Here is a 16343-nt window from a genome sequence, read left to right as displayed (position 1 = left end):
CCGCCGTTTCTTTCGTTTGCTCATCACGCGCCTTTAAGTGTCCATTTGCATAAGTGGACACTTAAGGCGCAAAATCGAAAAGCGGGAGGTGGGGTTCAGCGGACGCTCACTTCGAAACAGATGTACCGGTGAAGCAAGAGAGTTCAAATTAGTCGGGCTGAGAGTTTCCGTCGTCTTCGAAATATGCCTCTGAAAAATCGAATTCGGTTTCGATGTAGTAGCGAGCTAATGCTCGGACGATTTCTGCGGCATTAGACAACCTACGTGTCTCAGATGCATCGTCGGCATCCGAAGGATATTTTTTGGAGGCGTGTGCAGCAGCAACGCGACAATTTTCATAAACGTATGCTTCAATGGGTTTGTCTTCTCTGTCATTCTGAAACTGGTTCATGGCTTCGGGCCGAAGGGGGCGGCAAGCTTCTTCAAATACCGTGGCGATCCAACTCCTGACTTCCTTTCCTTCGCGCCGCATTTCAAACACCTTAAAGAAACTCAGAACCTCTTGCGATGCCATCCCAGCCTCGGCTGCGTTTAGGCCTTCTCGGTAATATGAAAGGCAATTCAGAAGGTTGGTGTCGTTCGGCAGAGCGCGAGAAAAAAACCATTGTGTGGTCATCGTAGCCAAGTCGTGCCGCGGTACCGGGACTGGGACAGGGTTTCCAGACCAACCGTCCCGCAAGATTGCATATTGGTCATCGCACCAGGACAATATGCTCAAGAAGCGATTGAGCAGAGTTCTAGCTTCAGTAGCCGTGATCCGCTCGTTTTTGAGGTCTATACTGATTGAATGAGAATTCTCCTTGGTCCTTGGAAACAGAACAAGGTGGTGCCCAGCAAATTGGGTCCGGGTAGGCTTCTTTGGCCAAGAAACATTAGTGTCGACGCCAAGATTCAAGAATTTGGAGTTGTTTCGCGCGCCCAGTTTCTTACGAAATTCGGCGAGTTCCTCTTCAGTTTCGTATTCGCTCCAATCCGTCTCAAAGGGCGCGTTAAAATGCCGGGAAACGTCGACCTGTCTCTTGAGGTTAAGAAAAAAGTTTCGGCTAAGAACGAGCTGACGAGTGTTAGTTGATAGCACCCGATCATGATCGAAAGTCTTTTCAGCGCCTGGCTTTGTCAGTGAGACTGCGTACTTTGAAACATAGGAGGTTGTTACCTGGCGCTCATTCTCCGTAAAAATTAGCTTCGCTTGATACTCATCGTTCCCCGGAATCCTGGCGATTGAAAGAGTCAGAGTTAGAAGACTTTTGCAGGCTGTGTCGTCGCCGAGCAATGCGGCCATTGCTGATTTAAGCGAATTGGCTTGGGCAAAAGACGCCGCACTCCCCCCAACTGGAAGCAGGTTCCCCATGAGTAACGCAACATGACCGGCCCAGCCACTCAGGGTGGGTACGAAACCTAGAACGGCGTGAGCAATTTCCTCATCGGTAAGTCGTTGCCCAGCCCTGTCACGCCCACGCGGCAACAGGCGATAGCTACGCAGCTTTTCGAAGCGTGTGAGTGTGTCTTCAAAGGAGTCGGTCTCCGATAACTCGCGATGAAGTATTTCAGACAGAGTTTTCGCATACATCCGTTTATCTAGATTGATTGGCGGGCCATCAGCAATACGCTCGTTAGAGGATGTCGCCGAAGATACGCGAATGATTGCAGTTGTGCGCAAGACAGATTGACTTCATCAGCGCAATGGTTCGCGCATCAACGCTCACAGGCAATCTGGAAAGCGCAATTGCCTAACTGGAGGGAGAAGGAACCGGACCTCTCATCGCATGAGGCCTAATGCCTCTGCATCCAGAGCGGCTGCTAAACATAGATCGTCTGCGTAACTGGTGCTTGTCGAGAGCAGTTCTCGGTTGCGAGATGACTGTTTCAGATAGATCTCATGGAGCGCGTCATTCTGATCGATCTGGTGCTGCAGAACATAGTAAGCGTCCCAATCGACTCCTTTGGTAATGGCCTCGCAATCGGCGGACATGATGTCGCCTAACGACATTGCGAGTTCAACATTGCTCTTTTGCTGAACAATTTGCTCAGTAGCGGCGGCGTGGTTTGGCGCGAAGAAAGCCATCAACGAGGCTGCGAATAACTGCTTAATCAGGAAACTGTCTCCGGCTAAGGGGCATTCACCTGGCCGACACAGAATGTGGAACAATCAGCAGTCGTCGGTCCGCAATTGTCCCGGGAAATATGATTCCCTAACGTAACATGTCTATGTTAGGTTGTATTTTAAGTGATTTCTTCATTTTGTATATTTTGGGGGGACTTCATGTTCAAGCCGTTGATTTTTGCGTCTGTCATAGTCGGCGCCGGCATAGCCAACGCTCATGCTGAGACAAAAATTGTTTCCTGGAACGCATCTCCGCAATTGCTGGAAAGCGTCGTGGATCGTCAGGGCGACCTGAAAAAGCTCGACGACGAACTACAGCCCGATGTCCTCATTTTGATCGAGGTTGCAGGCCTGGAAGAAGCAAAGGTGCTCGCCGACAGCCTGGGATGGCCAAACTACCATTTGGCGGTCTCGGATTGGGCCAAAATGAGCACCAATGTTTATTTCGCTCTTGAAACGGCCGTCGTCTCCAAGCTTCCGATCGAGCAGGTGATTGAACTCGATCCCAGCCCGGATGGCACAAATCCGGTCGTCGATGAGACCGGCGCCGAACTGTCAGTCGGGGTAACCGAGATCAAGGCGGATGCCAGCGGGATTTCAGGCGTAAACCAGCTCGCAAGGACGGATCGTGTTTCTATGCGCGTTGACCTGGCGAACGGCTTGACTGTCTTCCCGGTTCATCTGAAGTCAAATCGCAATTCCACGTGCGGGAACGCTGCTGGACTGAATCGCACGCTTAGGGGGCTCGGGCTGCCCGAAAACCCGGACATCCAGGCAATGCTCGCGAATGGTTTCGAAGCCGCCACCAAGGAACACGTCAGCAATGCCATGAAGCGTGAACGTGTCATCGCTGCAGTGAAACTGGAGGCTGATAAGGCCGTGGCAGAGGGCAGGGACGTCCTCATCGCCGGCGACTTCAACACATCCTTTGAACAGGGCAAGGCGGGTAAGTCCTTCGACGACTGCACTCTCCAGGATTTCACCTGTGACAAGGCTCCTTTCCCGGCGGCCGCATGCAGTGGCGGAGACGGCTACGACGATACCTTCGCCATCCTCACCGAAAGCCTTGTCGGCGATAACAAATGGACCGTCCTGACCTCCGACCTCGGCCGCACCTACGATGATCCCGCGTTCGCTGATCGCGCCATTGATCATTTGGCCGTGCCAAGTGACTCGGCAACGAAGTTTATCGGCGTTGGAAAAGCCATTGAAGTCTTCGGCTCCGATCATTTTGCGATCTTTGTTTCATATAAATAGTACCGTGAGGTCGAGTTATTAACAAAGCTGGAGGGCGTAATGCTTACGAAAATTATGGCACGTCGGCTAATTGCTGTGGTGATGATTTCGCTTCTCTCGGCCAATTCTGCGGAAGCATCGGTTTCAAAATGGCTGGGCTTAAATGAAATCGGTATCGACTCAATCAACCGCATCGCAGAAGTTCTTGATCAGACTTTTCGGTCCCTCGATTTTCTTCGAAAAGAATTTGACGCTGATGTAGACGGTTATATCGCGGAAATTGACCGTATTTCCGCCACTCGCGTTGCCGAGATAAGAAGTGGAGTGGACGACGTTGGCGAAATCGTTTCTGAGACTATTCAAGAAATAGAAGCGTTAAGATCGAGAGCGTTCTATGACGCCAGGCAGTTGATTTGGGATGTCGAATGTGTAGCTCCAGTTTACGCAGAGGAGCTTAAGACCACTCTCGGCGATCTTATTCAGATCATATCTGACTCGGAGGCCGAGCTTCGGTTGCCGCTCGGCACTTCAGCTAATCTTTTTGTTAAGCCAGTGAATATCTCAAGCCCTGATGCTGCCTATGAGGATATAAAAGCGGGTTATCTGGAGGCTCTCGACAGTGTTGATGAGCAATCGAGTGTTTTGTTCATTTTATCGTCTTATGGGAACATTTCCCGGGTGGCACGAATAACATCGTGCCACTATAGAGGATTGATTCTAAGTAAGTATTTCTTTTCTGAGGTCGCCTATTACGAAGGTTTGTCTTCTCCTTGGGCGATGTTGACTGGGCTTGATCGCTTTTGAAACAGGAGGGCCGAACTATGAAGAAATTTATCGTCGCAGGTATAGTCTTGATAAATTCCAACGTTGCCTACGGGCAAGTGATCGATTGCAAGACAGTCTTGGAGTGTGCCCAGACGGCGGCCGAGACAGCGGCTGTGATGCAGCAGGCAGTCAGTGAACTGGAAGGCAAGGTCTCCAACCTGGAAGCACAGGTCACTGTGCTTCAGTCACAGCTTGAGGCTGAACGTTCAGAGCGGGTATCAGATGTTGCGGCCACCAACGGAAAGTTTGGTGGCTATGTGCCCTACGGCGCGGCGATCTCTCTCAGAAGTCCGGAAGGCTACTTGCACTCATATAACCGCCGCAACGTGGACGAACTCGACGTTCTGATTAGCGGCTCAAACGACGACTTTTCGAAGTGGACCGTTGGGCGCTAGTCGCAGCACCGTCGTGTGTGGTTTCCGATATTGCCGGTCACTTCAACAATTGAATGTCGTGGAGCGAAACAGGTAAGTCCTCGGGCGAAGGGGCCCAGGGGCGTATACGTGCGCTCCGGTGCTTCCATGACGGATGGGAGCAAAACTCGCATAATACGATAATATGGAGCTGCTTGGCGGTGCCTGGAGCCGGATTCGCATAATGTGCGATATGAAACGTTGCAGCGAATCCGCCCGTATGTTCGTTATTTATTGAGCGGCGATTGCAAGGAATCATTTTTTTAATTTTGCAACCTTCTCTAGATAATAAGCTCGAGCAGCTCCAGCTCTGGATACAGTAATTTTATCGCATAATTTCGATAATAATGCTGCGCCGGCGTGCATAAAAATAGGAATGCTAGCCAAAACTGAAATTAAAACAGTAAGTCTGATCAACGGATTCTCGATCTGTCTATAGAAATCTCTAAACTCGGGTAGGATAACGAAAAGCAAAAGCGGGGATACAACAAAAATTAGCGCAAATAATACTGAGAAGAAAAGTAGGTCATTTGGATCAAAATTGCCCTTTCGGATCATTCCAAAGCTTTTTAATTTCCCTTTTACTATAAGTTGGTGCGGTGGTAAAGTAGAGATGCCGTGAATTGCAAAGCCAGAATTCGGAGAGATATGGTCAAACGTGATTTCTACAGATCCGTTCCTGCTCTTTAGTTCGAATGCTTCTGCGGCATCATCAGCAGATGCGAGCTCTATGAACGCAATTTTGTCAATATCACCAGGTCGCGTGGAGGCAGTCTTAATAATTAGTCCTTCTGCATTAAAATCATGAGGCTCTACTGCTCTTGTGCCGATATTTTCAATAAGAATTACAAAATAGTAACCAGCTTCTAAACTGCTGTTTCCGACACGTAGTGAAGTTTTTGTGTTTAGGCCTGTTCGATAATTATTGAATAGGCAGACTCCACCCACAAAGTATTTAATTTTCTTGTCTTCGCGGAGTCTATGAGTCTGCCTCCACGCTATTACGCCGAGCAGTACAGACAGTCCTGCCATTATCCAATTGGTAACCCCAAAATTTGAGATGAGATCTGCAATTCTGTTCCACATCAAACACCCCTCCCAGTACAACTATACGAATATACAGGTTGCAGGTGCGAGGCAAATCAGGAACATCTCTGAAAATTCGCTCGCGGAAAAGCAGGGATACGACATTGAAGATTTCATCGTTTCGTGGGGCATTTGGAGATAGTGTCCCAGGAGGTGGTGTAACTTTGTTCTTCGACCATTGCTTGGCCGCTGTTACAGGGCGGCGATTGTCGCCGGGTCCATGGGTGTAGTGTCGCAAATGGCGGCGACGGTTTCCAGTGTCATGTAACGCCTTGTGGTCGCCCACTCGTCATTCTGCTCCAGCATGAGGGCTCCGACGAGGCGCGTGATGGCGGCTTCATTTGGAAAGATCCCCACGACGTTGGTGCGGCGCTTGATCTCCTTGTTGAGACGCTCTAGCGGGTTCGTGGAGTGGATTTTCGGCCAGTGGTCTCCGGGAAAGGTCTTGTAGGCAAGCACATCGTCCTCGGCGCGGCGCATCAGGTCCGCCAGCTTCGGATGGCGTTGCTCAAACTCAACGGCATTGACCCGCAAGCCTGGCTGGCCTGGGTTCTGGCACAAATCGCCGACCACAAGATCAATCGCATCAACGAACTCATGCCTTGGTGTTACGCTGCAAAAGCAGCGTAACAGAGCGCCTGGCCGCCATGAAGACCGGCTTCACCGGACGGACACCTTGGAACTGGACAACAATTGCGCGGAGCGGGCAATGAAACCGATTGCCCTTGGACGAAAAAACTACCTCTTCATGGGTTCAGAAGGCGGCGGCAAATCCGCGGCTATCGCCTATACCCTGATCGAAACGGCCAAACTCAACGGCATCGACCCGCAAGCCTGGCTGACCTGGGTTCTGACACAAATCGCCGACCACAAGATCAATCGCATCAACGAACTCATGCCTTGGTGTTACGCTGCAAAAGCAGCGTAACAGAGCGCGGCGCCGCCATGAAGACCGGCTTCACCGGGCGGACACGAAGAAGACGCGACATTCAGGCTTCAAATAAACCTGGTCACGGCGAGGCTTTTTCTGCGGCGCCTAAACCGCAGGAAATATTGAACGGTTCCAATTATCAATCTGCCTCGGCCGGATGCGTAAATCTGCGGGTCATTTCTAGCGGCTCTTATTCGTGGGTTTACAGTCGGCCGCAGCACTTCTTGTATTTGAGGCCCGAACCGCAAGAACAGGGCTCGTTGCGACCAATTTTCCGTTTTGGCAGGAGACCAACAACCGCCGGCGGAATTGGTGTCGGCGGCACACTCCTCTGTAGCCATACCCGCTTCGCAATGATGCTGTCGACAAAACGACACCGCTCTTCGAGCATTGCAGTACCTGCGGCTTCGTAGTCGTAGCGAGCTAAGGCGGACAGTTCCTGCCGCGCCTCGTCGTGCTCGCCGTTCCAGGCCAGCACAATTGCGTACATGCTTCTGACCGGAAGGATCATGTTTGTAAGCTGGCTTTCCTCAAGCACAGGAAGGACGTGCTGCTCCATAGTTATACGAGCTGCAGCCGGGTCGGCCATTATAACGAGTTGGTCATCAACAATCTCGAGACCGGTCTGAACAACCGAACGCGCCGCCTGGGCGAGACCATAGAACTTCATTGCCGCAATGCGCCGGAAATAGGGAGGTTCATGTTGCGCTACGACTATATGAGACCATAACGCCAGGCTGTCGGCCAATCGCTTGAGATTCTGCCGATCAACCTCTTCATCGAGAGTCGAACGCAACGCGGCATTGCTCTTGCCGAAGACATCAGCCTCTCTTATGCCGATGACTTCGTAATACTCATCGATAAGCCCGTCAGCAATCTGTCTGGCCTCGGCAAAAGCTTTCATACGATCAAGCGCCACTGCGTAATTATAACGCAAAAGGCGACGTGCTTCGGCATCAATCGGAAGCTTACAGGAGGCTTCGAACACAGTGTCGAGACGAGACCGATCCTGTACTTCACTCCAGTGTATCATCTCCTTAAATGCCACATTCAGTTGTTCACGGGGGCCCAATTGGCCTTCCTCTACCAGTGATTTCATCAGGACAATTTGCCGGTAATCTACATTCCCACCATCGCGGCTGTCCCAATAAGCCAACGCATCATTTGCCCAGAACCGATCAGACGCGCTCGCTTCTGGGTCGTCAGCCGCGATTTCAAGCTCTTGACGAAGAGATCGCGGGTCACCCTGCTCATGAAACATCTCGTATCCGGCCATCTCGACCAGAACATCTGTCATTCCCACTTTCGGCAATAACTTCATTAAGAAACCGAGGCGTGGAACATCCCTTTTCCTTCGAAGAGTTTCGATCAAGACAAGCGATAGCATGGTTAGCGCAACGGTGACCTGACCCTCCTCAAGTTGATCACGTGCGTCCATTGCAAGCGGTCGTACGGCGTCGTGGAGCGCGACACGGCTTCCCTGAAATCCTATAAGAAGTGATGATCGCCGCAGTTTTCTCAGAGAAGAGGCGATTGCTTGATCCTTCAGACCACTCTCGCCCAGCATCGCGAAAAGCTCGTCCCTAGTGATTGGAATCTCCAGAAAGCTAAGATACCCGCTAATCGTCCGCGTAACATCGTCCATGCTTTCGAATGTCGCTCGCAGGATTATTTCTTGCGCTGTTTCCCTGTCGTTGGTTCGCTTTTCGATAGCTTCGCAGAACGCCAATACATCTGCGGCGAATTCGTGAGCGGCAATCGAGGCGGCATTTTGAACATATAGCGGGAGCCCCCCAGTGAGCCCTCGCACGCGAATGGCATTCTCGATTGAGATAGGTGTGCCGGCGTCCTTAAACTCCGCTGCAATCTCATCAGTCGGCCAGCCACACAGACGCTCTGCTTCGATCGAGTATACGGACTCAATTTCGGTGACTCCGTCCCATGGCTGCGCGAGGACAAGAAAACGGAGTCTAGGGGCTGCATCGAAAAGTGAGCGCAGTGCTGCGGCTTGAAGTCTGTGGGCGTTGTCGATGATGACTTGGACTGATATGTCGTCGTCCGCCAAACGCCTGGCGCAAAGCCTGAGCAGGTTAAGGCCGGACTGTTCTGCGAGGGAAGCCCCGCCGAGAGCCGCAACGCCACTTCCCAGGAAGCGTGCTGCTAACTCACGGGCAACGTTAGCCGCGACAGCAGCCGCGGGCATTTCGGCGACATCAATGTAGGCAACTGGCTCGGGCGAATGCTGAACTGCCTGCGACGCCCAAGCCGTCTTTCCTGCCCCCGAGAAACCGACAACCATGCGGACTCTGTCATCCGAAACAAGCAGGGGCTCTTCAATCTGTGGCCTATAGTTTGGTGGAGGGTCGGGCAGATATTGCAATTGGATAAGCAACTGCTCGAACAGGTCCTTCATCTCCGAGGCCCTGAAAGTCCGGTTCTGCCCACCGGCCGCCGCATGCTGCACCCTAGCGGCAAGCTTCCAGACTAGAGTTTCGGGAGCTAGCGTGCCAAAAGGAATGTTTCTCGCCTTCTCGACGCACCACCCGAATATCTCGTCGATGTCAGCGAAGGCTGGCGGAAAGTCCCCCACCACGACTTCGGGCGCCGCGATCAATATGTCCTTTGGCCAGTCAGGCGATGTTGAAGCCTTCGCGAGCGCGGGACCAATCCCCGTGTTCGTGACAATCATTAGCCGCGCTGAGCCCGAGCGCGTTCCCCTCTCATGTAATTTGCGGATTGCCTTAAATTGCTCGATTGATCCTGAGATGTCGGCTGGTTGAAGCGGGCGATTGCGGGTCTTAACTTGAATGTAAACGCGCTTTCCGTCGCCGACGAACTCAATGTCTTCGTCCCGTTCGATCACAATTGAGGTGAGGTCTTGGCGGCCCACCGATAGTATGCAAGCTGCGGCATATAGGTGTTGATATAGGAAGCCATCGTGAAGCGCGGTAATGCGTTGCACTTGACGAGGATGCAAGGGTTCACCGAGCTGGCATTCTTCACCGCTATTTGCCATCATTCCTCGCTTATCCTCAAGATCGACATAGCTGAAAAGCTCGCCCGTCTGCTCGTCTCCGCCACGCATCCATCACCTTCCAAAAATCATCTTCGGGAACAATGAATCACGGCAAGGCGTTCGAAACGAGCCCTTTTTCAACAGCCTGCTAGACGATCCAGCACTGAAACGTTAGGGAGTGCTTGTTGCAAGCGCACTATCGAAGCTCGGAATTTCGGATCAAGCGGATTTTGGCTTAGCCATTCAATAAATTTGTCGATGGATGCGGCATCTTCGTTTGCGTCAATTTCTCCGCCTTCCAAAAGTTCTACCAGATGCCACACTTGGACCGGTGTGTGTGAATTCTTCACCGAATTCGAGTGCGAATCAGTAGCGTAAATGTATTTATTTCTGAATAGCTTTATATGGACTCTCGCGATGTTCTTCTTTGCTGTAGGAACAAATTTTCTTTTAAAGCAAACCGTGTCCAATAGTGCGAGAGCTGCGCTCCGAACCCAAACATCACTCAAATTTTCCGCTTCTATTTGATCTAGTACTTTGACGGCGACGTGGATGCTCCTTTCTTGGAGTTGGGGATTTTGGTGCCCCGAAAGCTGATGTCTGCAACTCGAAAAGAGGCTTCTTAGACGTAGTGGTGCGTTTCGATTTTTTGGAAAATTATCTGCCCAATCCAAGACATCAATAATAGAATTTGTTGGAAGTTGGGTGTCTCGTACAATTGCTTGTAGTAAAAATTCTGCTGTTTCGTTTCTTGTGTTTTTGGAAAGCCAAAGCAAGGCTGCATCTCGCACTTTAAAAAAATCGATGTTAGCTTTCACACAGGTAGATATCAGGAAGTCGATGTCTTCCTTTTCTTTATAAATTTGAACCCATTTTAATATTTGCTCTTCGAGCTCGATAATATTACCGCCTGCCGCTACCCATGAACGAAATACGAAATCAGCAAATTCTTCATTTCCGTTTTTGTTAACCCAACGCTTTACATAGTGATATAACGCGCCAACCTTGTTGCTTTTTTCGTTTTCTTGAAGATGAGAAAGAGCATCTAACCAAGGCTGAAGCACGAAACGGCAGTAGTCGGCATCATTGTGTTTTTTGACCCATTTATGTAGCTTTGGCTCTAAGTATTCTATAATTTTTATACTCGAGGCTTCGTCAACTTTATTGATCAGTTTGAGCCACGGCTCAAAAACGAAACGTGCGAAGTGCGCTTCCCCGAATTTGCTAATCCAAGATTTAAGAAACGGAACAAACCAAATAAGCTGTTCAACTGCTTTTTGTGGTGGCAAGTCAGAAAGGTTGCTTAGGATTACTGAATAGAGGAACCGTGTTTGGGCGAACGTTGGATTTCTCTGAATCCACTTTTGTGCATATGTCCAGTACCGTTCCGGGTCGTATTCCAGTGCAGAATGAAGCACGATATTGGACCTGCGGTCGGATTTAACACTCTCATCTAGAATGGGAATTAAGGTTCCCATAAATTTTTGTTTGTTTTCTCTGCTTTCATTAGTGGAAATATCATGTGCGATTTTTGCAATTGCGATATCAGACTCACGGTCTTTTTGTAAATCCTCTGCAAAAATCTTAGAGTCGCTAATTAATTGCGCAGCATCTAAGCTGTTTATTAATTTCGAAAAAAGAATAGAAGATTTATCGGTGCGCACTTTGCAGTACAAAGCGCCAGACAGTAATCTTGATAGGACTGCGTAGCCGTCAATCTCACCAAATCTGTCATGTGAAGCCAGTCTATCAATAGAACCAATTACTGTCTGGACGTCTGCGTTGCGGAGAGCTCCGGCAATGACGTCACCTAGCCTGTCTGTGGCAGTAATTTCGTTTTCGAATACGTACCTAGCTATCAACGTATCAGCGAAAATGTCGTGAGCGAAGCAAAGCCCCTCACTCGTAGACTCAATCCATCGATCATGAATTAATACGTCAAAGAGTCGTCTCGAAAAATCATCTCTATCTCGGATCGAAAGATATGTTTGTTTATCACTAGGCAATATGGCTGAGATTTCGGCTAGCTTTCGGGCTGTTTCTCCGCCGAGCAGTTCGTTCGATGAAAGACTTATTGCTAGCCTATGCTCGCTCCAATCCGCGAACTCGCCAATCGTACCAATCTCGGTAAATTGTTCACTAAAAATATCAGAGTACTTTTGAAAAAGATAAACAGCAAATGCTGAAAGAACTGGCAAGCCAGATCCAAGTTCGCTGACTATTTTGTTTTCTGGAAGACCGGAATCTATTATGATTTTTCGTGATACCCACTTTGAATAAGCTCTACCGTAACTCTGATCGAAAGAGATTTTTTCGAGGGGTAATTCACGAAAGGAGTGTTCTACATTTAAAGTCGCGCTTGTTCGGCAAGTAGTAATAATTCTGAATTCATGCCCCCCTCTTTCGTTCACATAAGTTACCTCGTCGACAATTTCGGACAGGTCTTCACATACTTCAGCGTAGTCGATTAACAGGAGAACTCGCGCGGACTCCTGATATGTAGACGCAATTTGCTCAATTGCTTTTTGTCTACATCGTCTATCGATTTGTAGTACTAACCATTCGTCTTCCTGTGCAAACTTCGCCAGTTGCACCATTAGTCGAGTTTTCCCAACACCTCCCGGCCCGGAAATTAGCAATGCTTGCGGACCCGTAGGAGACAGTAACTCCTCGATCAACTCTTTTTCGTCCGGAACATTAGTGATCTTGAGTTCTGAATTAAATTCGCTGCGCGAATAGAAAGGCAGGCCTCCGTCATTAAGAAAGCTTCGGAATGAGTCGGTCCTGACGCCTCCTTTTAATGGAGATATGCCCCGTGGAAATTGGGTGAACCAACGAAAATTGAGCGGAGGAGAGCTGTCTACTGCATTGCTGAACTGCCCCCAACTCACGACGTCGACTTCAACATTTTTCAAATGCGACAGGTATAACGAGGTTTCAGAAATCCTACAGAAAAAATCTCCAATCTCCGTCCGTAGCGCTTCCTCTGCACCTGGAGTCATTATGCCGCTCGTACAAAACCAATATCCAATGATTGGCTGTTGCTTGTTGAACCATGGTCGGTGAGAAACTGGTCGAGTCTTGGTTGGTGCCTGCGCGCCTTGTTTAAGGCTCTTTTCCAAAGTTCGAGCGACTTCTCTCCAGTCGGAGGCGGGATTTCCTGATCGTTCGCGACCAAAATGTTTGCATTCAATGACGATATAGTTTGTGGAAGAACTGTCCTTTTCTACGGCTAAGTGGTCAATAGCACCATCTCTGCCACGAGTAAGAAAACCGCGGATGTGGCGTTGTCCAACTAACTTGTGAAAGTGTTCAGTTCGTAAAGCCTCTATCACAAACTGCTGAAATGCATCGCCGATGTCATTCGATCGTAAAATCTGATCGTCAAATCGTTTCAACGGGCACTCCGGCCTTTGAATTACTACTCGCTTCAAATGATGGACGTTATTCTGAACCTTGGCAATAAGCGAGCGGTGGAGACGCGGTGCAACTGACTACGCTTGCTACTTGCTGGTCGCTCTGTCGACACAAAAATCGGCAACCGTCTAATCAAACACCGGTTTACATTTTCGGTTAGTGGGTAGGTTGACCAGTAAGGACAGCTTTGTCTGCATTGTCGGCGTCTGGCGGCCACCCGTCTTCGCAAATGCAACGAATGGCTGCCTTGACGGGCTGCACCGCAGCATCACATCAGCAGGTGAATGACGGCTTCGGGCCGAGAGCGGTCACCAGAACTATTTCGCCCGTACGGCGGGTTGGGGCCGGAAGCAACTGCATGCGAGCGGAACAAGACTGTCCGCTTTCCCAATAGCTGAGACAAAACCCGCCAGTCTCTTCCCGGCCCCTTTTCGGTCCTTCGTTTGGACCGCAGCGAAAGTCCACTTTCCGCCCTTTTAGGTTTTTGCTTGCCGTGCAACGAGGGGCGGTCTGCAGGACAAGCGCCGGTGAAGGACCCAATTGCGGGCGCGAAGCGGGCGGTTTTGACCAGCCTGAGCACATAAGACCCTATTGGAGGGGTTTATGTGTCGAGGGTGGTATTTCGCTCAGGTCCGTTTCTTGTTCATGGCGGCGGCCAGAGCGGCGGCCATGGCATTGTTTCCGCTGCCGCTGTCTCCCCCCTTGGGGGCGCCGCCTTTGCCACCGCCGCGCGGACCTTTGCCACGGGGTGCATGGCCGCCGGGGGTGCGCTGGTTCTGAGCACGCCCGCCCGGGCCGGACCGGTCGCTGCCGGACCGCTCCCGCTGGCCCTGGTAATCGGCCTGGGACTTCATGGTCATGGAGATCCGCTTGCGCGGCACATCCACCTCCAGGATCGTCACCTTGACGATATCGCCCGCCTTGACCACCTGGTGCGGGTCGTCCACGAACCGGTCGGCCAGCTGAGAGACATGGACAAGGCCGTCCTGATGAACGCCCACATCGACAAAGGCGCCGAAATTGGTGACATTGGTCACCGTGCCTTCCAGTTTCATACCCGGCTTCAGATCCGAGATTTCCTCCACCCCGTCCTGAAGGGCGGCGGTCTTGAATTCCGGACGCGGATCGCGGCCCGGCTTTTCAAGCTCGGACAGAATGTCGCGCACGGTGGGAAGGCCGAAGGTCTCGTCCGTAAACTCTTTCGGATCGAGCCCTTGCAGCACCGAAGCATCGCCCATCAGCTGGCGCACGTCCCGGCCACAGGCTTTCACGATGCGTTTGGCCAGCGGATAGGCCTCCGGGTGAACCGAGGAGGCGTCCAATGGCTCAGAGCCGTCGGCAATGCGCAGGAACCCGGCGCAAAGCTCAAACGCCTTGGCGCCAAGCCGCGGCACGTCTTTCAGCTGGGAGCGTTTTTCAAAACGGCCAATGGTGTCCCGGTGCTCGACAACAGCCTTGGCCAGGCTGTCCGAAAGGCCGGAAATCCGGGATAGGAGCGCCGGAGAGGCCGTGTTGAGATCGACACCCACGGCATTCACCGCATCTTCCACAACAGCGTCGAGCGCGCGGGCCAGTTTGGTCTGGTTGACGTCATGCTGATACTGGCCGACACCGATGGATTTCGGTTCGATCTTGACCAGTTCGGCAAGCGGGTCCTGCAGGCGGCGGGCAATGGAGGCAGCTCCGCGCAAGGAGACGTCGATATCGGGCATTTCTTTTGCCGCAAGCTCGGAGGCGGAATAAACGGACGCGCCCGCCTCGTTGACAATCACCTTCACCGGCCGCTGGGCTGAGGGAATGTCAGCCAGCACATCTCCAGCCAGTTTGTCCGTTTCCCGGCTGGCGGTGCCGTTGCCAATCGCGATCAGCCCAACCTTGTGTTTGGCAATCAGCGCCAGCAGGGTGGCGCGGGAGCCGGACAGGTCGTTGCGCGGCTGGAAAGGATAGATGGTGGCAGTGTCGACCAGCTTGCCAGTGTCATCCACCACGGCCACCTTCACACCCGTGCGGATGCCGGGATCGAGGCCAAGGGTGGACCGGGCGCCTGCCGGGGCGGCCAACAGCAGGTCCTTCAGGTTCCGGGCAAAGACCTGAATGGCCTCTTCCTCGGCCTTGTCGCGCAGAACACCCATCAGGTCGAGTTCCAGGTGAAGGGCCAGTTTCACCTTCCAGGCGAACCGGGCGACATCCATCAGCCACTTGTCCGCCGGGCGTCCCTGATCGGCAATGCCATAGGTGTCGGCAACCATCCTTACGGCCGGCAGGACCGGAGACGCATCGTCTGCGTCCACGGTCAGGTCGACCGACAGGATGCCTTCGTTGCGGCCCCGGAAAAGCGCCAGGGCCCGGTGGCTGGGGATCTTCGACCATTGCTCGTGGTAGTCGAAATAGTCGGCGAATTTCGCGCCCTTGTCCGCCATGCCGTCAATAAGCTTGGACTGGACCACGCCGCGCTCTTCCACATGGCGGCGCAGGCGGCCAACCAGTCCGGCATTTTCCGAAAACCGTTCCATCAGGATCTGGCGGGCCCCGTCGAGAGCCGCCTTGGTGTCGGCAATACCCTTGCTGTCATCAAGGAAAACCGCCGCCTCGGCGTCGGGGGATTTGCCCGGGTCGGCCAGCAGCAGATCGGCCAGCGGTTCCAGCCCGGCCTCTTTGGCGATCTGGGCCTTGGTGCGCCGCTTCTTCTTGAACGGCAGATAAATGTCTTCCAGCTGGGATTTGGTTTCAGCCGCTGCGATGGAGCCGCTCAACGCCTCTGTCAGCTTGCCCTGTTCCTCGATGGATCGGGTAATGGCGACGCGCCGGTCTTCCAGTTCGCGCAGATAAATCAGCCGCTCTTCCAGCTTGCGCAGCTGGCTGTCGTCCAGGCCGCCGGTTGCTTCCTTCCGGTAGCGGGCAATGAACGGCACGGTGGAGCCCTCATCCAGAAGCTGGACTGCCGCGTTCACCTGACCGGCCTTGCAGCCGACCTCGTCTGCGATCCGGTGCGCGATGCGCAAGGCCGTTTCGGCGGCAAGCGCGCCTTTCGGGTGGGCCGGGGCCGTGTCGGAAGAGGAGAGGCTGGTCATGTGGAATGCGGCTTTCAAATGGATCAAGTCAGGCGGCCGAAGATATTCCGCCTCAATCCGGCGGAAAAGAGACCGTGTGGGGCCGTCCACCGGCAATTTGGCCTGAAGCGGGAGCTGCTCTCTCCTCCAGCTGCGGGAATCGAGGTGCTTAACTGGCTTAAGACCAGCACACCCTGCCGCAAAGTGCCCGCTGTCCCGATGACGGAATTGAACCGGCTTTCGAAATAGTTTGCCCAGGTATCTT

The 16343-nt window shown here is 52.2% G+C and carries 9 protein-coding genes and 3 pseudogenes; 5 read left to right on the top strand and 7 right to left on the bottom strand.

The features are described 5' to 3' along the window. Window positions 1-148 precede the first annotated feature (148 nt). Both mauJ and ACXAH0_RS14110 read right to left on the bottom strand, forming a co-directional pair. On the bottom strand, window positions 149-1660 hold the full coding sequence (gene mauJ / locus ACXAH0_RS14115; RefSeq protein ID WP_475192243.1) for a methylamine utilization protein MauJ: 1512 nt from the start codon (window positions 1658-1660) through the stop codon (window positions 149-151). 99 nt (window positions 1661-1759) lie between these two features. Continuing rightward, window positions 1760-2065, bottom strand: a complete 306-nt coding sequence (locus ACXAH0_RS14110; protein ID WP_475192241.1) for a hypothetical protein — start codon at window positions 2063-2065, stop codon at window positions 1760-1762. Between the two features lie 198 nt (window positions 2066-2263). Between ACXAH0_RS14110 and ACXAH0_RS14105 the strand changes: the two genes are divergently transcribed. The 3 genes from ACXAH0_RS14105 to ACXAH0_RS14095 are packed head-to-tail and all read left to right on the top strand — an operon-like array spanning window position 2264 to window position 4560. Next, on the top strand, window positions 2264-3361 hold the full coding sequence (locus ACXAH0_RS14105) for an endonuclease/exonuclease/phosphatase family protein (protein ID WP_475192239.1): 1098 nt from the start codon (window positions 2264-2266) through the stop codon (window positions 3359-3361). Window positions 3362-3400: 39 nt separating this feature from the next. Continuing rightward, window positions 3401-4144 (top strand): hypothetical protein, encoded by a 744-nt coding sequence (locus tag ACXAH0_RS14100; RefSeq protein ID WP_475192238.1) that lies wholly within the window; start codon window positions 3401-3403, stop codon window positions 4142-4144. 17 nt (window positions 4145-4161) lie between these two features. Further along, window positions 4162-4560, top strand: coding sequence for a hypothetical protein (locus ACXAH0_RS14095; protein ID WP_475192237.1), 399 nt, complete (start codon window positions 4162-4164; stop codon window positions 4558-4560). 273 nt (window positions 4561-4833) lie between these two features. Here the strand turns inward: ACXAH0_RS14095 and ACXAH0_RS14090 are convergent, their stop codons facing one another. Then, entirely contained in the window at window positions 4834-5664 is an 831-nt protein-coding gene (locus ACXAH0_RS14090) for a hypothetical protein (RefSeq protein ID WP_475192235.1), read from the bottom strand. Window positions 5665-5856: 192 nt separating this feature from the next. Beyond that, window positions 5857-6186: pseudogene (locus ACXAH0_RS14085) on the bottom strand (transposase); the annotation flags it as partial. Between ACXAH0_RS14085 and ACXAH0_RS14080 the strand changes: the two are divergent. Then, window positions 6175-6294, top strand: a pseudogene (locus tag ACXAH0_RS14080) (transposase domain-containing protein); the annotation flags it as partial. The pseudogenes ACXAH0_RS14085 and ACXAH0_RS14080 overlap by 12 nt on opposite strands. Before the next feature lie 46 nt (window positions 6295-6340). Then, window positions 6341-6592 (top strand): annotated as a pseudogene (locus tag ACXAH0_RS14075) (transposase domain-containing protein); the annotation flags it as partial. A gap of 205 nt (window positions 6593-6797) precedes the next feature. Here ACXAH0_RS14075 and ACXAH0_RS14070 read toward each other — a convergent pair. The 3 genes from ACXAH0_RS14070 to ACXAH0_RS14060 all read right to left on the bottom strand — a co-directional run bounded on the left by ACXAH0_RS14070 (window position 6798) and on the right by ACXAH0_RS14060 (window position 16099). After that, a complete protein-coding gene (locus tag ACXAH0_RS14070; protein ID WP_475192233.1) occupies window positions 6798-9680 on the bottom strand; it encodes a dsDNA nuclease domain-containing protein in 2883 nt (960 codons plus the stop codon). A 68-nt stretch (window positions 9681-9748) separates the two neighbouring features. Continuing rightward, window positions 9749-13009: a P-loop NTPase gene (locus ACXAH0_RS14065; protein WP_475192230.1), complete on the bottom strand. Its 3261-nt coding sequence runs from the start codon at window positions 13007-13009 to the stop codon at window positions 9749-9751. A 645-nt stretch (window positions 13010-13654) separates the two neighbouring features. Next, window positions 13655-16099 carry a Tex family protein gene (locus ACXAH0_RS14060; protein WP_475192228.1) on the bottom strand — a complete coding sequence of 815 codons (2445 nt, stop codon included), beginning with the start codon at window positions 16097-16099 and terminating at the stop codon, window positions 13655-13657. Window positions 16100-16343: the final 244 nt, after the last annotated feature.

It is taken from the genome of Roseibium sp. AWQ4_290, assembly GCF_056160985.1.
The sequence above is the reverse complement of the archived record's forward strand: the minus strand, read 5'-3'. Positions and strand labels throughout refer to the sequence as shown.

What these genes read in the sequence shown, in the direction of transcription:
- ACXAH0_RS14110 (WP_475192241.1), bottom strand. Translation starts at nt 2,065, where the DNA reads ATGGCTTTCTTCGCGCCAAACCACGCCGCCGCTACTGAGCAAATTGTT.
- ACXAH0_RS14105 (WP_475192239.1), top strand. Translation starts at nt 2,264, where the DNA reads ATGTTCAAGCCGTTGATTTTTGCGTCTGTCATAGTCGGCGCCGGCATA.
- ACXAH0_RS14100 (WP_475192238.1), top strand. Translation starts at nt 3,401, where the DNA reads ATGCTTACGAAAATTATGGCACGTCGGCTAATTGCTGTGGTGATGATT.
- ACXAH0_RS14095 (WP_475192237.1), top strand. Translation starts at nt 4,162, where the DNA reads ATGAAGAAATTTATCGTCGCAGGTATAGTCTTGATAAATTCCAACGTT.
- ACXAH0_RS14090 (WP_475192235.1), bottom strand. Translation starts at nt 5,664, where the DNA reads ATGTGGAACAGAATTGCAGATCTCATCTCAAATTTTGGGGTTACCAAT.
- ACXAH0_RS14070 (WP_475192233.1), bottom strand. Translation starts at nt 9,680, where the DNA reads ATGCGTGGCGGAGACGAGCAGACGGGCGAGCTTTTCAGCTATGTCGAT.
- ACXAH0_RS14060 (WP_475192228.1), bottom strand. Translation starts at nt 16,099, where the DNA reads ATGACCAGCCTCTCCTCTTCCGACACGGCCCCGGCCCACCCGAAAGGC.